At 70.7% G+C, this 21,971-nt stretch carries 15 protein-coding genes; 12 read left to right on the forward strand and 3 right to left on the reverse strand.

The window, feature by feature from the left end; genetic code table 11:
- Nucleotides 1–296 precede the first annotated feature (296 nt).
- The 10 genes from leuS (at nucleotide 297) to IM697_RS08390 (ending at nucleotide 12,496) form a co-directional block, all read left to right on the forward strand.
- On the forward strand, nucleotides 297–3,170 hold the full coding sequence (leuS, locus tag IM697_RS08345) for a leucine--tRNA ligase (protein WP_194046126.1): 2,874 nt from the start codon (nucleotides 297–299) through the stop codon (nucleotides 3,168–3,170).
- 142 nt (nucleotides 3,171–3,312) lie between these two features.
- The gene (locus IM697_RS08350) at nucleotides 3,313–4,089 is read left to right on the forward strand and encodes a hypothetical protein (RefSeq protein WP_194046128.1); all 777 of its coding nucleotides are present in this window, start codon (nucleotides 3,313–3,315) and stop codon (nucleotides 4,087–4,089) included.
- Between the two features lie 93 nt (nucleotides 4,090–4,182).
- Nucleotides 4,183–5,028: a DegV family protein gene (locus tag IM697_RS08355; protein WP_194046130.1), complete on the forward strand. Its 846-nt coding sequence runs from the start codon at nucleotides 4,183–4,185 to the stop codon at nucleotides 5,026–5,028.
- 122 nt (nucleotides 5,029–5,150) lie between these two features.
- The gene (locus IM697_RS08360; protein WP_194046132.1) at nucleotides 5,151–6,245 is read left to right on the forward strand and encodes a ComEA family DNA-binding protein; all 1,095 of its coding nucleotides are present in this window, start codon (nucleotides 5,151–5,153) and stop codon (nucleotides 6,243–6,245) included.
- Nucleotides 6,242–8,821 carry a ComEC/Rec2 family competence protein gene (locus IM697_RS08365; protein WP_194046134.1) on the forward strand — a complete coding sequence of 860 codons (2,580 nt, stop codon included), beginning with the start codon at nucleotides 6,242–6,244 and terminating at the stop codon, nucleotides 8,819–8,821. The genes IM697_RS08360 and IM697_RS08365 overlap by 4 nt, the downstream gene beginning before the upstream one ends.
- 4 nt (nucleotides 8,822–8,825) lie before the next feature.
- Complete coding sequence (locus tag IM697_RS08370) at nucleotides 8,826–9,665, forward strand: arylamine N-acetyltransferase family protein (RefSeq protein ID WP_194046136.1); 840 nt, start codon at nucleotides 8,826–8,828, stop codon at nucleotides 9,663–9,665.
- A gap of 153 nt (nucleotides 9,666–9,818) precedes the next feature.
- A complete protein-coding gene (locus IM697_RS08375) occupies nucleotides 9,819–10,700 on the forward strand; it encodes a YceI family protein (protein ID WP_194046139.1) in 882 nt (293 codons plus the stop codon).
- A 40-nt stretch (nucleotides 10,701–10,740) separates the two neighbouring features.
- Nucleotides 10,741–10,986: a hypothetical protein gene (locus IM697_RS08380; RefSeq protein WP_194046141.1), complete on the forward strand. Its 246-nt coding sequence runs from the start codon at nucleotides 10,741–10,743 to the stop codon at nucleotides 10,984–10,986.
- A gap of 59 nt (nucleotides 10,987–11,045) precedes the next feature.
- Nucleotides 11,046–12,035: a DNA polymerase III subunit delta gene (holA, locus tag IM697_RS08385; protein WP_194046143.1), complete on the forward strand. Its 990-nt coding sequence runs from the start codon at nucleotides 11,046–11,048 to the stop codon at nucleotides 12,033–12,035.
- A 65-nt stretch (nucleotides 12,036–12,100) separates the two neighbouring features.
- The gene (locus tag IM697_RS08390) at nucleotides 12,101–12,496 is read left to right on the forward strand and encodes a nuclear transport factor 2 family protein (RefSeq protein ID WP_194046145.1); all 396 of its coding nucleotides are present in this window, start codon (nucleotides 12,101–12,103) and stop codon (nucleotides 12,494–12,496) included.
- A 188-nt stretch (nucleotides 12,497–12,684) separates the two neighbouring features.
- Here the strand turns inward: IM697_RS08390 and rpsT are convergent, their stop codons facing one another.
- Nucleotides 12,685–12,951 carry a 30S ribosomal protein S20 gene (gene rpsT, locus IM697_RS08395; RefSeq protein WP_194046147.1) on the reverse strand — a complete coding sequence of 89 codons (267 nt, stop codon included), beginning with the start codon at nucleotides 12,949–12,951 and terminating at the stop codon, nucleotides 12,685–12,687.
- A 233-nt stretch (nucleotides 12,952–13,184) separates the two neighbouring features.
- On the opposite strand from rpsT, the gene lepA reads away from it, so the two are divergent.
- Both lepA and IM697_RS08405 read left to right on the forward strand, forming a co-directional pair.
- Nucleotides 13,185–15,053 (forward strand): translation elongation factor 4, encoded by a 1,869-nt coding sequence (gene lepA / locus IM697_RS08400; RefSeq protein ID WP_194046149.1) that lies wholly within the window; start codon nucleotides 13,185–13,187, stop codon nucleotides 15,051–15,053.
- Nucleotides 15,054–15,304: 251 nt separating this feature from the next.
- On the forward strand, nucleotides 15,305–17,179 hold the full coding sequence (locus IM697_RS08405; RefSeq protein ID WP_194046151.1) for an AMP-dependent synthetase/ligase: 1,875 nt from the start codon (nucleotides 15,305–15,307) through the stop codon (nucleotides 17,177–17,179).
- A gap of 26 nt (nucleotides 17,180–17,205) precedes the next feature.
- Here the strand turns inward: IM697_RS08405 and IM697_RS08410 are convergent, their stop codons facing one another.
- The gene (locus tag IM697_RS08410) at nucleotides 17,206–17,766 is read right to left on the reverse strand and encodes a response regulator (protein ID WP_194046154.1); all 561 of its coding nucleotides are present in this window, start codon (nucleotides 17,764–17,766) and stop codon (nucleotides 17,206–17,208) included.
- 12 nt (nucleotides 17,767–17,778) lie between these two features.
- The gene (locus IM697_RS08415) at nucleotides 17,779–21,921 is read right to left on the reverse strand and encodes a HAMP domain-containing protein (RefSeq protein WP_194046156.1); all 4,143 of its coding nucleotides are present in this window, start codon (nucleotides 21,919–21,921) and stop codon (nucleotides 17,779–17,781) included.
- Nucleotides 21,922–21,971 lie beyond the last annotated feature (50 nt).

Here is a 21,971-nt window from a genome sequence, read left to right on the forward strand (position 1 = left end):
GTTCAGCTTTTCGAGGTCTTCACATCTTTCAGGTACGGAGCCGAGGCTGTCATTGTTCATACGCGACGCTTATGTGCGACCCCGCCGGAAGCCCGTCGCGACCCGCTCCGGCGCTGCGGTACCCTGACGCCATGCGTGCCGTACGCCTTCTGCTTAGCGAGCCGCGCTGATCAGTCCCGACCACTGGGCGAATCGGATGGTCGGAATCGGCGCGGCGTCCCCTCCTGTGCGAGGGGATTTTTCGTTTCTAGAGAATCGCAGCCGCTGGCAGAGACGATCGATGGAGCTTAAGGACCATGAGCGAGACGAACCCCGCTGCCACCGCCGAGGTGGCCGCGCCGCACCGCTACACGGCGGCCATGGCCGCCGAGATCGAGGCACGCTGGCAGGACTTCTGGGACGCCGAGGGCACGTACGCGGCGCCGAACCCCAAGGGTGACCTGGCGGGCGACTCCGAGCTGGTCGCCCGGCCCAAGAAGTTCATCATGGACATGTTCCCGTACCCCTCCGGTGCGGGCCTGCACGTCGGTCACCCGCTGGGCTACATCGCCACCGACGTCTTCGCGCGCTTCCAGCGCATGACCGGCCACAACGTCCTGCACACTCTGGGCTTCGACGCCTTCGGCCTGCCCGCCGAGCAGTACGCCGTGCAGACCGGCACGCATCCGCGCGTCTCCACCGAGGCCAATATCGAGAACATGACGGCCCAGCTGCGCCGGCTGGGCCTGGGTCACGACAAGCGCCGGTCGTTCGCCACGATCGACCCGGACTACTACAAGTGGACCCAGTGGATCTTCCTGCAGATCTTCAACTCCTGGTACGACGACGAGGCGAGGAAGGCCCGCCCGATCGCCGAGCTGGTCGCCGCCTTCGAGTCCGGTGAGCGTGCCGTACCGGGGCACACGCGCGCGTGGAGCGAACTGAGCGCCGACGAGCGCGCCGACGTCCTGGGCGAGTACCGGCTGGCCTACGCCTCCGACGCGCCGGTCAACTGGTGCCCCGGCCTGGGCACCGTGCTGGCCAACGAGGAGGTCACCGCCGACGGCCGCTCCGAGCGCGGCAACTTCCCGGTCTTCAAGGCCAAGCTGCGCCAGTGGAACATGCGGATCACCGCCTACGCCGACCGGCTGCTGGAGGACCTGGACGCGCTGGACTGGCCCGAGGCCATCAAGCTGCAGCAGCGCAACTGGATCGGCCGCTCCGAGGGCGCCCGCGTCGACTTCCCCATCGACGGCGAGCGCATCACCGTCTTCACCACGCGCCCCGACACCCTGTTCGGCGCGAGCTACATGGTGCTGGCGCCCGAGCACCCGCTGGTCGACAAGTTCACCCCGGACGCCTGGCCCGAGGGCACCCACGACGTGTGGACCGGCGGTCACGCGAGCCCGGCCGAGGCCGTCGCCGCCTACCGCGCGCAGGCCGCCTCCAAGTCCGACGTCGAGCGCCAGGCCGAGGCCAAGGACAAGACCGGCGTCTTCATCGGCTCGTACGCGACCAACCCGGTCAACGGCGAGCGGGTGCCCGTCTTCATCGCCGACTACGTCCTGATGGGCTACGGCACCGGCGCGATCATGGCCGTCCCGGCGCACGACACGCGCGACTTCGCCTTCGCGCGCGCCTTCGAACTGCCGATCCGCTGCGTCGTCGAGCCGACCGACGGCAGGGGTACCGACCCCGCGACGTGGGACGACGCCTTCGTGTCGTACGACGCGAAGATCATCAACTCCACCGGTGCGGGTGTCTCCCTGGACGGCCTGGGCGTCGCCGAGGCCAAGGCGCGCATCACCGAATGGCTGGAGCGCGAGGGCATCGGCGAGGGCACCGTCAACTTCCGGCTGCGCGACTGGCTGTTCAGCCGTCAGCGCTACTGGGGCGAGCCCTTCCCGATCGTCTACGACGAGGACGGCATCGCCCACGCGCTGCCCGAGTCGATGCTGCCGCTGGAGCTGCCCGAGGTCGAGGACTACTCGCCGCGCACCTTCGACCCGGACGACGCCGACACCCAGCCCGAGACGCCGCTGTCGCGCAACGAGGAGTGGGTCAACGTCACCCTGGACCTGGGCGACGGCCCCAAGCGGTACCGGCGCGAGACCAACACCATGCCCAACTGGGCCGGTTCCTGCTGGTACGAGCTGCGCTACCTGGACCCGCACAACAGCGAGCAGCTGGTCGACCCCGAGATCGAGCAGTACTGGATGGGCCCGCGCGAGGGGCAGCCGCACGGCGGCGTCGACCTGTACGTCGGCGGCGCCGAGCACGCCGTGCTGCACCTGCTGTACGCGCGCTTCTGGTCCAAGGTGCTGTTCGACCTGGGCCACGTCTCCTCGGCGGAGCCGTTCCACAAGCTGTTCAACCAGGGCATGATCCAGGCCTACGTCTACCGCGACAGCCGTGGCATCGCGGTGCCGGCCGCCGAGGTGGAGGAGCGCGACGGCGGCTACTACTACCAGGGCGAGAAGGTCTCCCGGCTGCTGGGCAAGATGGGCAAGTCCCTGAAGAACGCGGTCACTCCGGACGAGATCGCCGCTGAGTACGGCGCCGACACGCTGCGGCTGTACGAGATGGCGATGGGCCCGCTGGACGTCTCCCGGCCCTGGGACACGCGCGCGGTGGTCGGCCAGTTCCGGCTGCTGCAGCGGCTGTGGCGCAACGTCGTCGACGAGACCACCGGTGCCGTGACGGTCGTGGACGCCGAGCCCGACGAGGACACGCTGCGTGCCCTGCACAAGGCGATCGACGGGGTGCGCGGGGATCTGGAGGGCATGCGGTTCAACACCGCGATCGCCAAGGTCACCGAGCTGAACAACCACCTGACCAAGACCGGCGGAGCGGTGCCGCGTTCCGTCGCCGAGGCGCTGGTGCTGATGGCCGCGCCGCTGGCCCCGCACATCGCCGAGGAACTGTGGCGCAAGCTGGGGCACACGGACTCGGTGGTGCACCGGGACTTCCCGGTCGCCGACCCGGCGTACGTGGTCGACGAGACCGTGACCTGCGTCGTGCAGATCAAGGGCAAGGTCAAGGCCCGCCTGGAGGTCTCGCCGGCCATCTCCGAGGAGGATCTGGAGAAGGCCGCGCTGTCCGACGAGAAGGTCGTGGCGGCGCTGGACGGGGCCGGGATCCGCAAGGTGATCGTGCGGGCGCCGAAGCTGGTGAACATCGTTCCCGCGTAAGCGGCGCGGGGCCGTACCCACGGCTCAGGGGAGTCCCCTACGGGCAGGTTCGGGGTTCAGCTGGAACTCCGGGCCTGCCCGTAGCGTTTACCGTTGAAGAGCGATGCGGGCGTGCGTCGCGCCCGGACGTAGGAGGAGCGTCGTGGAAGCAGTGATCGCAGTCTTCGCCCTGCTCTTCGTGCTTTTCATAGCGCTCGGCGCCTACGCCACGGTGAAGGTCGTCGGCGCCGCCAAGCGACGCGTGGACCACACCATCACCCAGGCCCGCCGCACGGTCGAGGACCACACCCTGCGGGCCAAGTCCTTCGCCCAGCCGGGCGCGGTCGGCGAGCTCGCCGAGCTGCGGCTGAAGCTGCGCACCTCCATGCGGGCCACCCAGGACGCGCTGCACGCGGGCGCGGCCGAGGACGAGTCCCTCAAGGAGTCCCTCGGCCTCTTCCAGCGCCTCAGCGCCCATGGGCACGAGCTGGACGCCGAGCTGCGGCGCCTGGAATCCGAGCCCGACCGCTCCACGCTCGCCGAGCGACTTCCCGACCTGCGCGAACGCGCCGAGCGCATCGTGCAGGCGGCGGACTCGCTGCGCTGGGCGGCCCGCGACCGGGCCCACCGCTTCGCTGACGACGACCTGGACACCCTCAGCGCGCAGATCGACGTGGAGACCGGGGCGCTGCGGCACTGGCAGACGACAGAGCCGTCGGCGAGCGGATCTTCGACGACCGCGTCCACCACGGGAGCCGCGCCGCCGCCCCCGTGGCCCGAGGCACCCGCCGCCGAGTCCGGTGCGACGACCGAACAGACCTGGCCGGACAGCCCTCGCACCCAGCGGGCCGAGGAGCCCACGCGGCCCGCCATCAACCCGCCCGGACCCCGGCCGACATACCCCTGGCAGAAGAAACCCCGCCCCGAGAGCACGACTTGAGCCCGCACGACCACCAGCCGCTCCGGTCAAGGCTTGACCGGCTGAGCGGGGTCGGGCTGCCGCCCGGGCGCTACGCCAGGTAACCTCCAGCTCATGTCCCGCCATGTCGCGATCGTCACCGATTCAACGGCCTACCTGCCGCCCCGGACGATGGAGCGTCATGGCATCACAACGGTGCCTCTGACCGTGGTCGTCGGCGGCCAGGCACTGGATGAGGGCACCGAGATCTCGACCCGTTCCCTCGCCCAGGCGTTGCAGAAGCGACGCCCCGTCACCACCTCGCGCCCCAGCCCTCAGGTCTTCGCGGAGCATTACCGCAAGGTCGCCGAGTCCGGCGCCACCGGCATCGTCTCCCTGCACCTGTCGGCCGAACTCTCCGGCACCTACGACGCGGCGGTCCTCGCGGCGCGCGAGGCGCCGGTGCCGGTGCGGGTGGTGGACACCGGCATGGTGGCCATGGCGCTCGGGTTCTGCGCGCTCGCGGCGGCAGAGGCGGCGGAGTCGGGCGGCACCGTGGACGAGGCCGTCACCGCCGCCGAGAAGCGGGCCGGGGGCACGGCCGCCTACTTCTATGTCGACACCCTCGACTATCTGCGCCGCGGCGGCCGCATCGGCGCCGCGCAGGCCCTGCTGGGCTCCGCGCTCGCGGTGAAGCCGCTGCTGCAGCTGGAGGGCGGCCGGATCGGTCCGCTGGAGAAGGTGCGGACGGCCTCCAAGGCCATCGCCCGCCTTGAGGAGATCGCCGCCGACCGGGCAGGCGGCGCCCAGGTCGACATCGCGGTCCACCATCTCTCCGCTCCCGACCGGGCGGCGGCGCTGGCGGATCGTCTGCGGGCGCGAGTGCCGGGGTTGGCGGATCTGCATGTGAGTGAGGTCGGGGCGGTCATCGGGGCGCACACCGGGCCCGGACTGCTGGGCGTCGTGGTCTCGCCTCGGTGACGGATCCTCGGGGTGCGGGTGAGTCACCCCTGTGGGTGACGGAGTTATCCACAACTGGGCGGTAATCCCCGGGAATTGAGCAAGATCATCGCGGATGTGCCGAGGTGCCCGATCCTCGTCGCATGGCACTTCGATCACATACACATGCAGCCACCCCCACCCGCCGCCCGGCGGTGACCAGCGGCCCGGGACGCGGCCCGTACTCCGACGGCCGCGCCCGCCGCCGACGCGGCGCGCAGGTCCAGGGGAGGGCTCGGCAGCGCCATGCGTCGGCGGAGGAACTGCGGCGCCGGACGGAGGTGATCTTCGCCGAACACAGCGGGGAGTGGCGGGAGTCGGGGGCGGGGCCATCGGGCCGGGCGGAGGGTGCCCCGGTGGCGGCGGCTGTGGACCGGGGCGGGGAAGCGGAGTTGCACCCCGACGCCGACGCCGACGCCGACGCCGGTGCCGGGGACGCGGGTGCCGATGTCGGCACGGGGCGCCGGCGTTCGCGGGCCGGGCTGGCGTTGCGGGAGCGCATGCCGGTGTGGTTGCAGGCGCGGTGTGGACTGGAGCGGCGGGGCGTGGTCGCGCTCACCGTGGTGCTCGTCGTCGCCGCCGGTTTCGCGGTGCAGCACTTCTGGGCCGGGCGGGCACAGTCGGTGCGCGCTCCTGAGGTGGTGCGGGCGGCGGCCCAGTACGGCGGTGGACAGGGCGCGGGAGAGGAGCTGGGCGGTGCGGCCGGGGCGGGCGCCGCGGCGACCGGTGCGCCAGGGGCCGTCGGTACGCCCGTCGCCGAGATCGTGGTGGACGTCAGCGGCAAGGTGCGTGAACCGGGGATCCATCGCCTGCCGGCGGGTTCGCGCGTCGCCGACGCCCTGCGCGCGGCCGGTGGCGTGCGGCCCGGCACGAACACCGACGGACTCAACCGGGCCCGGTTCCTGGTGGACGGCGAGCAGGTGATCGTCGGCGCTCCGGCCGCCGTGCCCGGTGCCGCCCCGGGTGTCGGCTCGGGCGGCGCGGCCGTCCCCGACGGGGCACCCGCCGCCTCGGTCGCCCTCAACACGGCCACCGTGGAACAGCTCGACACCCTCCCCGGCGTCGGCCCGGTGCTGGCCCAGCACATCATCGACTACCGCACCCAGCACGGCGGCTTCCGCTCGGTGGACGAACTGCGCGAGGTCAACGGCATCGGCGACCGCCGGTTCGCCGATCTACGGAATCTCGTGCGGCCATGAACCACGACCTCCGCCCATCCGACCTCACGCCCTCCCGCGCCGCCGTTCACGCGGCGTCCGGACGGCGCCTCGGTGCCGCCCACCCCCGGCAGGAAGGGCCGACGGACCTACGTCTCGTCCCACCCGCGCTCGCGGCCTGGGCGACGGCGGCGCTGACGCTGGACGCCCCGCCGGAGTGGGTGAGCGGTACGGCGGTGGTCTGCCTGCTCACGGCGGGCGTACTGCTGCTGGCGCGGCGTGGCGCGATGGCCGTGCAAGGCCTGCGGGGCATGCGCCCCACCTGGCCCCGCACCTCGGTCGCCGCCGTGCTGCTCTGCATCGCCGCGGCCGCCGTCTCCGCCGGGCTGCACGGCGCCGATCTGCGGCGTGGGCCGGTGCCGGGGCTGGCGCGGGAGTACGCCACGGTGACCGCCGAGGTCGAGGTCACCTCCGACCCGCGGCTCACCCGGCCCCGCGTCAAGGGGAATCACATGGCGCCGACCGCCGTGCTGATCAACGCGGAGGTGCGACGCGTCGAGGACGCGGACGGCACGGCGGTGGTGACGCGGGCGCCGGTGCTGATGATCGTCGACGGGGGCCGGGGGTCCTCGGACGGCGTCGACGAGCAGCCGCGGCCCTCTCAGCCCTCGTCCGCCGACCGACCCTCGCCCTGGTCGAGCCTGCTCCCGTCCACGCGGCTGCGGGTGACCGCTCGGGTCGCGCCCGCCCTGGCCGGCGGAGACCGGATCGCGGCCGTGCTGCGGGTGCGGGACGCGGCCGTGCCGGAGGTCGTCGGGGAGCCGTCGGCGGCGCAGCGGCTGGCGGGGCGACTGCGGGCAGGGCTGCGGGAGGCGACCGACGGGCTGTCGGCGGACGCGCGGGCACTGTTGCCGGGGCTGGTCGTGGGCGACACCTCGCGGATCACGCCGGAGCTGGACGAGGCGTTCAAGGAGACCGACCTCGCGCACACGCTCGCCGTCTCCGGCAGCAACCTCACGATCATCCTGGCCCTGCTCATCGGCCCGCCCGGGACGGCACAGCTCGTCGAGCGCCGAGGGCTCGCTCCGCGCCTCGGCATCTCCTTGCGGACGACCGCGCTGCTCGGCGGAGCGCTCACGCTCGCCTTCGTCGTCGTGTGCCGGCCGGACCCGAGCGTGTTGCGGGCCGCGGCCTGCGGGTCCGTCGCACTGCTCGCCCTGGCGACCGGACGCCGCAGATCGCTGATCCCGGCGCTGGCGACCGCGGTCCTGCTGCTGGTGCTGTACGACCCCTGGCTGGCCCGCAGTTACGGCTTCCTGCTCTCCGTGCTGGCCACCGGCGCCCTGCTCACCCTCGCGCCCCGCTGGAGCGCGGCGTTGCGCAGCCGCCGGGTGCCGCCGCGGCCGGCCGAGGCGCTGGCGGCCGCGGCGGCCGCGCAGGCGGTGTGCGCGCCGGTGGTGGCGGTGCTGTCGGCCCGGGTGAGCCTGGTGGCGGTGCCGTGCAATCTCCTCGCGGAGTTCGCGGTCGCGCCGGCCACGGTGCTGGGATTCGCGGCGCTGGCCGCGGCACCACTCGCGATGCCGGTGGCCAAGGCCCTGGCCTGGTGCGCGAGTTGGCCGACCGGGTGGATCGCGGACGTCGCCCGGACGGGGGCCGCGCTGCCCGGCGCGGGCGTGGACTGGCCCGGCAGTTGGGCGGGGGCGGCGCTGCTCGCCCTTGCCACGGTGGTCGCGGTGCCGGCCGGCCGGCGGCTGCTGCGGCACCCCTGGTGGTGCGGTGTCTGCGGGGCGCTGGTGCTGCTGGCGGTGGTGCAGCCGCCGCCGCTGACCAGAGTGGTCACGGGGTGGCCGCCGCCGGGATGGCGGTTCGCGATGTGCGACGTGGGGCAGGGCGACGCGACGGTGCTCGCGGCGGGCGCGGGGACGGGGGTGGTCGTGGACGCCGGCCCCGATCCGACGCTGGTCGACCGCTGTCTGAGCAGACTCGGCATCACGAGGATCCCGCTGGTCGTGCTGACCCACTTCCACGCCGACCATGTGGCGGGCCTGCCCGGCGTCCTGCGCGGGCGTGCGGTCGGCGCCATCGAGACGACCGGGCACGAAGCGCCCGTGGACCAGGTGGAGTTCGTCCGGAGGGAGGCGGCAGCCCGGCGGATCCCCGTGACGCGGGCCGCCGCCGGGGAGGAGCGGCGTACCGGGGCGCTGAGCTGGCGGGTGCTGTGGCCGCCGCCGCACCCGGCCCCGGCACCGGAGGGCCCGAACGACTCCAGCGTCACCCTGCTGGTCCGGTCGGCCGGGCTGCGGCTCCTGCTGCTCGGGGATCTCGAACCCCCGGCCCAGCGGGCGCTGTCGAGAACCCCGGCGGCGGCACTCCTGGACGGCGTGGACGTGCTGAAGGTCGCCCATCATGGCTCGGCGTACCAGGACCCGGAGCTCATACGCCGGGCGGCGCCGAGGCTGGCGTTGATCTCCTGCGGGGAGGACAACCCGTACGGGCACCCGGCCCCCGGCACGGTCGCGGCGCTGCGGGCGCGGGGCGCGGTGGTGCTGCGGACGGACGTGGACGGGGCGCTGGCGGTCGCGGGCACGGGCGCGGAGCTGCGGGTGGCGGGAGACTGAGGTCATGGATTCCGAAGAGGTTGATGCCTATCTCCGGCGACTGGGAGCGGAGCACCCGGCCTGGCCCACCGTGGACGTGCTGCGCGAGCTGCAACTGCGCCATCTGCAGACCGTGCCGTTCGAGAACCTGTCGATCCACCTCGGCGAGGAGATCGTGCTGGAGGAGAAGCGGCTGCTGGACAAGGTGGTGGGCGCGCGGCGGGGCGGATTCTGCTACGAACTGAACGGCGCGTTCGGGGCGTTGCTCGGGGCGCTGGGCTTCGATGTGACGCTGCTCGCGGCGCGGGTCTACGACGGCGAGGGGCAGCTCGGGATCCCCTACGACCACATGGCGCTGAAGGTGGGGACGGTGGACGGGGGCGCGTGGCTGGCGGACGTCGGCTTCGGGGCGCACAGCCACTATCCGCTGGCGTTCGAGGCGCGGGGGGAGCAGCGGGATCCGGCGGGTGTGTTCCGGGTCGTCGAGGCCGGGCCGGACGCGGCCGGGGTGCGCGGCGGGCACGACGTGGCGGAGGCGGCGGACCTGGACGTCGTCATGGACGGCAGAGCGCGGTACCGGCTGGACCGGCGGGCCCGGGCGCTCGGTGACTTCGCGGCCGGGGCGTGGTGGCACAGCACCTCGCCGCTGTCGCACTTCACACAGTCGCTGGTGTGCTCGCGGGTGACGGAGGACGGAGGGCGGATCACGCTCAGCGGCCGCACGTTCAAGTCGACGGCGGCGGACGGGACACGTGAGGAGTGGGAGTTGGGCACGGACGAGGAGGTGCTGAGGATGTACCGGGAGCGGTTCGGGGTCGAGCTGGACCGGGTGCCGACGGTGCGGAGGGCCGACCGGGACGGCTGATTCCGCCGGCCGCACCCGGTGTGCTACTCGTGCGTAGAACCAGCACATGTGCCGGTTTCCCACGATGTGATCCCGTGTTGCCCCGAAAAACTCGACGGTGGTCGAATGTTCCTTCGGCAACGGATGATGTCGAGGCGTACAGGGGTGTCGTGGATGATCGGTCGCTGGCTGGGAAGCCGAACGAACCGGGAGCAACGGACGAGCCCGCTGGCGGCCCTGGAGACCCCGCCGAGTGCCGGGGTGCTGAGCTGCCGGGTGCTCGATCCGGTCAACGAGCCCGTGCGGCACGCGGAGTTCGCGGTCAGCGACACCATGGGGCGGCCGGTGGTCGGCGGCGGGCTGGATCCCTTCGGGTCGTTCGTGACCACGGTGCCGGCGGGGGAGTACCGGCTCGCGGTGTCGGCCGAGGGGTACACGCCGTACCGGACGACCGCGACGGTCGGGGAGAACGCGCTCGTCTCGCTCGGTGATGTGACCCTCCAGATCGCCCAGCCGCCGGAGCCGCCGGGGCCCGGCGACTGGGAGATCGAGCCGGCGCACACCTCGATCGGGTTCACCGCGCGGCACATCGGGCTGGCCCGGATCCACGGCCGGTTCAACTCGTTCGCGGGCGTGGTGCGGATCACCGAACCCGTCGAGCGGACGGCGATGCACGTGGTGATCGACGCGGCGTCCATCGACACGGGACTGCGGATGCGGGACGACCATCTGCGGTCGGCGGACTTCCTGGACGTGGCGGCCTTCCCGACGCTGGAGTTCTACAGCGACCGGTTCGTGCACAAGGGCGGCGCCCGGTGGGCCGTGACGGGGGCGCTGTCGCTGCACGGCGTGACACGGACGGTCGTGCTCGACATGGAGTACCTCGGGCTCGGCAACGGCATGGAGGGCGAGGTGCGGGCGGCGTGCCGGGCCACGACCGAACTGCACCGGGACGACTTCACGGTGAGCTGGCAGACGATGCTGGCGCGGGGCATCGCGGTGGTGGGGCCGAGCATCCGGGTCGACCTGGATGTGCAACTCGTGCGGAAGGGCTGACCCGGGGTTCGGGGCTCGGCGGGTGCCCGAGAATGGCTCCGTGAGCGATGTGAGACATGTGCTGGTGCTGCCCGACCGTGACGCGGCGGAGGAGGTCGCGGAGGCGCTCGGGGAGCGGTTCGGCATCGACGAGGAGCCGCGCCTGGTGCGCGACGCCCTGGCCGGCGAGGACGACGCCGAGGACGCACAGTGGCTCGTCGTACTGCGGGACGAGCGGGAGCGGCTGGATCCGGGGGAGCTGGACGAGTTCGCGGGGGAGTGGGACGGGTGGCGGGAGGAGCCGTAGCCCCATAGGCGTTCTGGCGCCGGCCGGGGTTGTCAGTGGCGCGTGCCATGCTTGTCGCGATGGCCAGGAAGACTGCGAATGACGATCCCCTCGCTCCCGTGACCCTCGCCGTGGGTCAGGAGGAGCTGTTGCTCGACCGTGCCGTGCGGGAGGTGGTGGTCGCCGCCAGGGCCGCCGACGCCGACACGGATGTGCGGGAGCTGACCCCGGACCAGTTGCAGCCGGGCACGCTGGCCGAGTTGACCAGCCCCTCGCTGTTCGCGGAGCGCAAGGTGGTGGTCGTACGGGCGGCGCAGGACCTGTCGGCCGACACGGTCAAGGACGTGACGGCGTACCTCGCCTCGCCCGCCGAGGAGATCACGCTGGTGCTGGTGCACGCCGGCGGGGCCAAGGGCAAGAAGCTGCTCGACGCCGCGCGCAAGGCGGGGGCGCGGGAGGTGGCGTGCCCGAAGATGACCAAGCCGGCGGACCGGCTGGCGTTCGTCAGGAGCGAGTTCCGGGTGACCGGGCGCTCCGCGACGCCCGAGGCCTGCCAGGCGCTGGTCGACGCCATCGGGAGCGATCTGCGTGAGCTGGCGTCCGCGGTGAGCCAGCTGGTCGCCGACGTCGAGGGGACCATCGACGAGGCCGTCGTCGGGCGGTACTACACCGGCCGCGCCGAGGCGTCGAGCTTCACCGTCGCCGACCGGGCGGTCGAGGGGCGGGCGGCGGAGGCGCTGGAGGCGCTGAGGTGGTCGCTGGCGACGGGCGTGGCGCCCGTCCTGATCACCAGCGCGCTCGCCCAGGGCGTGCGGGCCATCGGCAAGCTGTCCTCCGCGCGCGGCGGCCGCCCCGCCGATCTGGCGCGTGAGCTGGGCATGCCGCCGTGGAAGATCGACCGGGTCCGCCAGCAGATGCGTGGCTGGACGCCCGACGGGGTGGCGGTCGCGCTGCGGGCGGTCGCCGAGGCGGACGCCGGGGTGAAGGGCGGCGGGGACGACCCGGAGTACGCCCTGGAGAAGGCGGTCGTGACGATCGCGCGGGCGGCCCGCTCCAGGGGGCGCGGCTAGGGGCGGGAGAGGAGAATCGGGCGTATCAGCCGTATCTCGCCGGACTGGGAAAGGTGGCGACCACCATGGCTGAACACCCGCACGCTGCTCTTGTCCGCAAGGGCTATGAAGCGTTCCAGCGCGGAGACATGGACACCCTGCGCGGGTTGATGACCGCGGACTGCGCGCAACACATACCCGGCAGCCACCCGCTCTCCGGTGACTTCAAGGGCCAGGACGCGATCCTGCAGATGTACGGTCGGCTCTTCGAGGAGACGAGCGGCACGTTCACCGCCCAACTGCGCGATGTCTTCGTCGACGGCCGGGGCCATGCCGTGGCCCTGCACCACGTCACCGCCGACCGCGGCGGCAAGCGGTACGACGCGGACGAGACGCACGTCTTCCGGATCGTCGGGGACAAGATGACCGACCTCGACCTCTGCATCCCCGACATCGACGCGTCGAACGACTTCTGGTCGTGACGGCTCTCGCAAGCCGAAGGCCCCGCCGCCCGCCCTGGGGAAGGGCGTGGCGCCGGGGCCTTCGGTTCAAGCTGCTGAGCCCGTACCCGCGTGGCGAACGCAGGCCGCGTACAGGCTCGGGGCGCCGGACGGGAGCGGATGAGAGAGGGCCCGCCCTGGGTCCTTCCGGCGATCAGATCGACAGAGTGTCAGCCCTTGATGGACGCGACCTTCGAAGCGAGCGCCGACTTCTTGTTGGCGGCCTGGTTCTTGTGGATGACGCCCTTGGAGACGGCCTTGTCGAGCTGACGCGCGGCAGCGCGCTGGTACTCGGTGGCCTTCTCGACGTCACCCGCGGCAGCGGCCTCACGGGCCTTGCGGATCGCGGTCTTCAGGGAGGACTTGACGGCCTTGTTGCGCAGCCGGGCCTTCTCGTTGGTCTTGATCCGCTTGATCTGGGACTTGATGTTCGCCACTGATTGAGCCTTTTCAGGTTCTGGCACGGGACCGCACGGGAGCCGCACGGACCGGTACCGGGTGATTTCTTCGGGGTGTGCCTCGCGCTGAGAGGGCATGAGACACAGCCACCCAGGCTACCAGCGGCCCAGCCGACGGCCCAAAACGGTCCCCGGTCGCCGCCCATGGGACCATGGAAGCTACGTATCGATCCGACCCGAGGCATAAGGCGCCTCAAGAGACAGGACCCTGCGTGCCCGCGACCCCTAAGAATGTGCCCGAGCCGAGCCGCACCGACCCGGCTCAGATCCGCAATTTCTGCATCATCGCGCACATCGACCACGGCAAGTCCACGCTCGCCGACCGGATGCTCCAGCTCACCGGCGTGGTCGAGCAGCGGCAGATGCGTGCTCAGTACCTCGACCGGATGGACATCGAGCGTGAGCGCGGCATCACGATCAAGTCCCAGGCGGTGCGTCTGCCGTGGGCTCCGACCCACGACAAGAGCGACACGCACATCCTCAACATGATCGACACCCCGGGGCACGTCGACTTCACCTACGAGGTCTCACGGTCGCTCGCCGCCTGCGAGGGCACCATCCTCCTCGTCGACGCCGCCCAGGGCATCGAGGCCCAGACCCTCGCCAACCTCTACCTGGCGATGGAGAACGACCTCACGATCATCCCCGTACTGAACAAGATCGACCTGCCGGCCGCGCAGCCCGAGAAATTCGCCGAGGAGCTCGCCAACCTGGTCGGGTGCGACCCCGACGACGTGCTCAAGGTCTCCGCCAAGACCGGGCTCGGCGTCGAGGCCCTCCTCGACAAGGTGGTCAAGGAGATCCCGCCCCCGGTCGGCGTCAAGGACGCCCCCGCGCGCGCCATGATCTTCGACTCCGTCTACGACTCCTACCGCGGTGTCGTGACGTACGTCCGTGTCATCGACGGCCAGCTCAACAAGCGCGAGCGCATCAGGATGATGTCGACGGGCGCCACCCACGAGCTGCTGGAGATCGGGACGAACTCGCCGGAGATGCTGCCGGCCGACGGCCTGGGCGTCGGCGAGGTGGGCTATCTCATCACCGGTGTGAAGGACGTCCGCCAGTCCAAGGTCGGTGACACCGTCACCAGCCAGCACAAGGGGGCCACCGAGCCGCTCGGCGGCTACAAGGACCCCAAGCCGATGGTCTTCTCCGGCCTGTATCCGCTGGACGGCTCCGACTACCCCGAGCTGCGCGAGGCCCTCGACAAGCTCCAGCTCAACGACGCCGCGCTGGTCTACGAGCCGGAGACCTCCGCCGCCCTCGGCTTCGGCTTCCGCGTCGGCTTCCTCGGCCTGCTCCACCTCGACGTGATCCGCGAGCGTCTGGAGCGCGAGTTCGGGCTCGACCTGATCGCCACCGCGCCCAACGTGGTCTACCGCGTGATCATGGAGGACGGCGAGGAGGTCACCGTCACCAACCCGAGCGAGTTCCCCGAGGGGAAGATCGCCGAGGTGTACGAGCCGGTCGTGCGGGCCACCATCCTCGCGCCCACCGAGTTCATCGGCGCGATCATGGAGCTCTGCCAGACCCGTCGCGGCACCCTGCTCGGCATGGACTACCTGTCCGAGGACCGCGTCGAGATCCGCTACACCCTCCCGCTCGCGGAGATCGTCTTCGACTTCTTCGACCAGCTGAAGTCCAAGACCCGCGGCTACGCCTCGCTGGACTACGAGCCCACGGGCGAGCAGTCCAGCTCCCTCGTCAAGGTCGACATCCTGCTGCACGGCGACAAGGTCGACGCCTTCTCGGCGATCACCCACAAGGAGCAGGCGTACGCGTACGGCGTGCGGCTCGTCGCCAAGCTGAAGGAACTGATCCCGAGGCAGAACTTCGAGGTGCCGGTCCAGGCCGCCATCGGCTCCCGGGTGATCGCCCGCGAGACCATCCGCGCTATCCGCAAGGACGTCCTCGCCAAGTGCTACGGCGGTGACATCTCCCGTAAGCGCAAGCTGCTGGAGAAGCAGAAGGAAGGCAAGAAGCGGATGAAGATGGTGGGTTCCGTGGAGGTTCCGCAGGAGGCCTTCATCGCCGTGCTGAGCAGTGATGACAGCGCGGGGTCGGGCAAGGGCAAGAAGTAACCGCCGGTAAGAGAGCGTCGTCCGGCAAATCGCCGCAACCAGGGGTCCGTCGTACGAAAGTGCGGTGGGCCCCTACGCGTGCGTAGCGTCGCTCTCTGTAGGAAGTGACAGGCCGCAGCCCCTTACGCGGTGGCCGGTCGGGCTCTACCCTGATCTCTGCTCGATAGTTACTCGTGAGTTAAACAAACGCTACCGCGTGAAGCCAGCCGCAATTGAGCCAGCCGCATTGTCGCGGGCCCCCGGAGGATGTCGTGAGCGACACACAGACACTGATCGAGAACCGTCCACCGAGCGTGGCGACCCTCTTCCTGGACCGCGTGACCGCCACGCCGGACGCCGAGGCGTACCGCTACCCGGTGCCCGCGGCCTCCGGTGAGGGGCCGGACGACTGGAAGTCGCTGAGCTGGGCGCAGGCCGCCGAGCGGGTCTACGCCATCGCGGCCGGGCTCATCGAGCTGGGTGTGCAGCCCGAGCAGCGCGTCGCCCTCGCCTCCTCGACCCGGATCGAGTGGATCCTCGCCGACCTGGGCATCATGTGCGCCGGCGCCGCGACGACCACCGTCTATCCGCAGACCAACGCCGAGGAGTCGGCGTACATCCTCTCCGACTCCGAGAGCCGGGTGCTGATCGCCGAGGACGCGGCGCAGCTGGCCAAGGCCGTGGAGAAGCGCGCCGAGCTGCCGCACCTCACCCATGTCGTCGTCATCGACCCGGCCGGCGTCGAGACCGCCGACTGGATCCTCACCCTCGACGAGCTGGAGAAGCGCGGCGCGGCCCGGCTGGAGAAGGACCCCGACCTGATCAAGCAGCGGGTCGGCGCGATCACCAAGGACCAGCTCGCCACCCTCATCTACACCTCCGGCACCACCGGCCGCCCCAAGGGCGTGCGGCTGCCGCACGACAACTGGGCGTACATGGCCAAGGCGATCGCCGCCACCGGGCTGGTCGGCGCCGAGGACGTGCAGTACCTGTGGCTGCCGCTGGCGCACGTCTTCGGCAAGGTGCTCACCTCCGGCCAGATCGAGGTCGGCCACGTCACCGCCGTCGACGGCCGCGTCGACAAGATCATCGAGAATCTGCCGGTCGTACGGCCGACGTACATGGCCGCCGTGCCGCGCATCTTCGAGAAGGTCTACAACGGGGTCGCCGCCAAGGCCCGCGCCGCCGGTGGCGCCAAGTACAAGATCTTCCAGTGGGCCGCCGGGGTCGCCCGCGAGTACGCCAAGGCCTCCCAGGACACCTTCCGGCGCACCGGCACCCACTCCGTGCCGTTCGGCCTCGGCGCCAAGCACAAGGTCGCCGACGCGCTGGTGTACGCCAAGATCCGCGAGGCCTTCGGCGGCAACCTGCGCGCGTGCGTCTCCGGCAGCGCCGCGCTCGCCCCGGAGATCGGCTACTTCTTCGCCGGCGCCGGCATCCACATCCTGGAGGGCTACGGCCTGACCGAGTCCTCGGCCGCCTCCTTCGTCAACCCCGGCGAGGCCTACCGCACCGGCACGGTCGGCAAGCCGCTGCCCGGCACCGAGGTCCGTATCGCCGACGACGGCGAGATCCTGCTGCGCGGCCCCGGCATCATGGAGGGCTACCACGGGCTGCCGGACAAGACCGCCGAGGTGCTGGAGAGCGACGGCTGGTTCCACACCGGCGACATCGGCGAGCTGTCGCCCGACGGGTACCTGCGCATCACCGACCGCAAGAAGGACCTCATCAAGACGTCCGGCGGCAAGTACATCGCGCCCGCCGAGGTCGAGGGGCAGTTCAAGGCGGTGTGCCCGTACGTCTCCAACATCCTGGTGCACGGGGCCGACCGGAACTTCTGCACCGCGCTCATCGCCCTGGACGAGGTCGCGATCCTCGGCTGGGCCGAGGAGAACGGGCTCGGCGGCAAGGCGTACGCCGACGTGGTGGCCGCGCCGGCGACCGTGGCGATGGTCGAGGGCTACGTCAAGCAGCTCAACGAGGGCCTGCAGAAGTGGCAGACCATCAAGAAGTTCCGGCTGCTGCCCAGGGACCTCGATGTCGAGCACGGTGAGATCACACCGAGCCTGAAGCTCAAGCGGCCCGTGGTGGAGCGGGAGTACAAGCACCTCATCGACGAGATGTACGCCGGTACGCGCGAGGCGTAGGCCGGATGGGCCCGGGACGAGCACCCTCACCCGACAAGACGGCGTATCTCGTGGATCCTCGCGCGTAGCTCCGTCAGGTCCGGGGGCGTGTCCTCGGAGAGCTGTTCCTCCAGGGCCGCCAGCCGGGTGCTCAGTTCCCTGCCGTGGCTGTGCTCACGCCTCAGCAGGTGCTCCAGCTGCCTGTTCTTGCGGTACAGGTCCAGGAACACCGTCACCTTCGCGCGCAGCACCCATGGGTCGAACGGCTTGGTCAGATAGTCGGCGGCCCCGGTGGCGTAACCGCGGAACGCGTAACCGGGGTCGTCCTCCGCGCCGGTCAGGAAGATGATCGGCACGTCCTTGGTCTGGTCGAGCCGTTTGATGTTCGTGGCGGTCTCGAAGCCGTCCATGCCCGGCATCCGGACGTCGAGCAGGACCAGGGCGAAGCGTTGCCGCAGCAGCGCCTTCATGGCCTGCTCGCCCGAACGAGCGCGGACGAGCGGCTCGTTGAGGGACCCAAGGACGGCCTCCAGCGCGATCAGGTTGTCCTCCATGTCATCGACCAGGAGGATGCCGGCACGCTCGTCGGTCGTTGCCTCAGCGATCATGGTGAATTGGCCTCATTCAGTCGTCGGCGGATCCGCCGTCTCCTCGGCGGCGTCCGTCGCCCCGTCATCTTGGGTGCCGTCCGCGCCATCGGGGTCCAGGAGGTCGCAGACGACGGTGAACAGCTGATCCACGTCCACCGGCTTCGGTACGTATTCGTTGGCGCCCCGCGCGATGGACTTCTCCCGGTCTCCGGGCATCGCCTTCGCGGTCAGCGCGACGATGGGCAGATGCGCCCAGCGCGGGGTGCGGCGGATGGCGGAGATCGTCTCGTAGCCGTCCAGCTCCGGCATCATGATGTCCATCAGGACGAGTTCGACGTCCGGGTTGCGCTCCAGCGTCTCGATGCCCTCGCGGCCGTTCTCCGCGTACAGCACCGGCATGCCGACCCGGCCCAGCACATGGGTCAGCGCGAAGACGTTGCGGATGTCGTCGTCCACGATCAGCACCCGCCGGCCCGGCAGCACCCGTCCCGCCCGCCCCGTCTGCCACGCCTCCAGCTTGGTCGGCGCCGGCCAGGTCTCCTCCGCGTCGTGGGCGGTCGGGAACGGCTCGGCCGACCGCTGTTCCGGCATCGGCAGCGGACGGTTCTCGGGAACCGGGCCGGTCGCCGCGTGCCCGGGGCCGACGACCGGGACGTACAGCGTGAACGTGGAGCCCTTGCCGAGTTCGCTCTCGGCGACGATACGACCGCCCAGCAGGCCCGCGATCTCCCGGCTGATGGACAGGCCCAGGCCCGTGCCGCCGTACTTGCGGTTGGTCGTGCCGTCGGCCTGCTGGAACGCCTCGAAGATCACGGGGAGCTTCTCCGCCGTGATGCCGATGCCGGTGTCGGACACCGCGAAGGCGATCACATCGTCGCCGTCGTGGACGTAGCGGTGCTCGGGGTCCTTCAACCGGCTCACCCGCAGCTCGACACCGCCCCTCGCGGTGAACTTGATCGCGTTGGACAGGAGGTTGCGCAGGATCTGCTGGAGGCGCTGCTCGTCCGAGTGCATCTCGCGCGGCACGCCCTCGCCGACCGACACCTCGAAGGCGAGCCCCCGGTCCAGGGTGAGCGGGCGGAAGGTGGCGTGGACGTAGTCGAGGAGCTTGATGAGCGGCAGCCGCTTGGGGCGCACGTCCATCCGGCCCGCCTCGATCTTCGACAGGTCCAGGATGTCGTTGATCAGCTGCAGCAGGTCCGAGCCCGAGCGATGGATCGTCGTCGCGAACTGGACCTCCTGGTCGGAGAGCCGGCCGTCCGGGTTGTCGGAGAGCAGACGGGCCAGGATCAGCAACGAGTTCAGCGGCGTGCGCAGCTCGTGCGACATGTTCGCCAGGAATTCCGACTTGTACTGGGAGCTGGTCGCCAGCAGGGCCGCCTTCTCCTCCAGTTGGGCGTTCGAGCGCTGCAACTCCGCCTGCTGCATCTGGAGTTCGTCGGAGCGTTCCTGGAGCTGCATGGCGAGGCGCTGGGACTCGCCGAGCAGCGACTCCGTACGGGAGTTGGCGATGATCGTGTTGATGGCGACGGCGATGGTGTTCACGAACTGGTCGAAGAACGCCAGGTGCACATCGGAGAAGCGGGAGAACGACGCCAGCTCGATCACGCCGAGAAGCCTGTCCTCGAAGAGGATCGGGATGATCACGACGCTGCTGGGCGCGGCCTCGCCCAGCCCCGAGGAGATCTTCACGTAGTCCGGTGGCACCTCCTCCACCAGGATCCGCTTCTTCTCCAGCGCCGCCTGCCGGATCAGGTTGTGTCCGGGACTGTTGGCGGCGGTCACCACGGCCTCCTCCGCGGAGCCGTACCCGGCGATGTAGGCGAGCCCCTTGCCCGGCACGATCGGCAGCGCGGTGTCGTCGGTGTTGTCCGGGTCGGCCAGGAAGAACGCGCCGTACTGGGCGTTCACCAGCGGCGTCAGCTCGCGCAGCAGCAGGTCGGCGACCTCCATCAGGTCCCGGTGGCCCTGCATCAGGGCGGCGAGACGGGCCAGGTTGGACTCCAGCCAGTCCTTGGCGCGGGTCGTCTCGCGCAGGTTGGCCACCATCAGGTTGATGTTGTCCTTCAGCTCGGCGACCTCGCCGCGGGCCTCGACCGTGATCGAGCGGGACATGTCGCCCTGGGCCACGGCGGAGGCGACCTCGGCGATCGCGCGGACCTGGGTGGTCAGGTTGAGGGCGAGTTCGTTCACGTTGGTCGTCAGGCGCTTCCAGGTGCCGTAGACGCCCTCGACCCTCGCCTGGCCGCCGAGTTGGCCCTCGCTGCCGACCTCGCGGGCGACGCGCGTGACCTCGGAGGAGAAGGAGGAGAGGGTGTCGACCATCGTGTTGATGGCGGTCTTCAGTTCCAGGATCTCGCCGCGGGCGTCCACGTCGATCTTCTTGGACAGGTCGCCGTTGGCGACGGCGGTGGTCACCTGGGCGATGTTCCGCACCTGTGAAGTCAGGTTGTCGGCCATGTAGTTGACGTTGTCGGTCAGGTCCCGCCAGACCCCGGAGACGCCCAGCACCTGCGCACGCCCGCCGAGCCGCCCGTCGGTGCCGACCTCGCGGGCGACCCTCGTCACCTCGTCGGCGAAGGCGCGCAGCTGCTGCACCATCGTGTTGACGGTGTCCTTCAGTTCGAGGATCTCGCCGCGTGCGTCGACGGTGATCTTCTTGGACAGGTCGCCGTTGGCGACGGCGGTGGTCACCTGGGCGATGTTGCGGACCTGTGAAGTCAGGTTCAGCGCCATGAAGTTGACGTTGTCGGTGAGGTCCTTCCACACGCCGCTGACGCCCCGCACCTGCGCCTGGCCGCCCAGGTTTCCTTCGGTGCCGACCTCGCGGGCGACCCGCGTGACCTCGTCGGCGAAGGCGGAGAGCTGGTCCACCATCGTGTTGATGGTCGACTTCAGCTCCAGGATCTCGCCCTTCGCCTCGACCGTGATCTTCTTGCCGAGGTCGCCCTGGGCCACGGCGGTGGAGACGAGGGCGATGTTGCGGACCTGCGAAGTGAGGTTGTCCGCCATGAAGTTGACGTTGTCGGTGAGGTCCTTCCAGACGCCCGACACACCTCGCACCTGGGCCCGGCCGCCGAGGTTTCCCTCGGTGCCGACCTCGCGGGCGACCCGCGTGACCTCGTCGGCGAAGGCGGAGAGCTGGTCCACCATCGTGTTGATGGTCGACTTCAGTTCGAGGATCTCGCCCCGGGCGTCGACGGTGATCTTCTGGCTCAGATCGCCGTTGGCGACGGCGGTGGTCACCTGGGCGATGTTGCGGACCTGCGAGGTCAGGTTCGACGCCATGAAGTTGACGTTGTCGGTGAGGTCCTTCCAGACGCCCGACACACCTCGCACCTGAGCCCGGCCGCCCAGTTGCCCTTCGGTGCCGACCTCGCGGGCGACCCGCGTGACCTCGTCGGCGAAGGCGGAGAGCTGGTTGACCATCGTGTTCACGGTCAGCTTCAGTTCGAGCAGCTCGCCGGTCGCCTCGACGGTGACCGTGCGGGTGAGGTCGCCGCGGGCCACGGCCGTCGTCACCGCCGCGATGTCGCGCACCTGGGCGGTCAGCCGGGACGCCATCGCGTTGACCGCCTCGGTCACGTCCCGCCAACTGCCCGACAGGCCCCGTACCTTGGCCCGGCCGCCGAGCCGGCCCTCGGTGCCGACCTCGCGGGCCACCCTCGTCACCTCGCCGGTGAACAGGGAGAGCTGGTCGACCATCCTGTTCACCCCCCGGCCGAGGCGGCGCAGGTCGCCGCGTAACTGGCGGGTGCCGTCGTGCAGATCGACGCGCTGGGTGAGGTCGCCGCCCGCCACCGCGTCCAGCACGCGAGTCGCGTTCGCCGCCGGGGCCACCAGGGCGTCGAGCAGCTGGTTGACGTCGTTGACGCGGGTCGTCCAGACGCCCTGGCCCGGGCTCGCCGACAGCCGCTCGTCGAGCCTGCCGTGCCGGATCAACTCCCTCTTGACGCGCTGCACTTCCCCGGTGAAGTGGGTGCTGCGGTCCACGATCTGGTTGAAGACCGCGGTCAGCTCGGCCACGACTCCCTCCCCCGTCTCCGGGAGCCTGCGGAAGTCGCCGTCCCGGGCCGCGGTCATCGCGGCGAGCAGTGGGCGCAGAGCCGATGCTCGAATTTGACCGTCTTTCTGTCCGTCTTCGAGCACACGCGTAGCACGGTTCTCACTCATGGCGGCCCACTTCGGTAACTCGGTGCTTATGGGCGTGGCCAGTCTGTCAC

It is taken from the genome of Streptomyces ferrugineus, assembly GCF_015160855.1.
Taxonomy (GTDB): domain Bacteria; phylum Actinomycetota; class Actinomycetes; order Streptomycetales; family Streptomycetaceae; genus Streptomyces; species Streptomyces ferrugineus.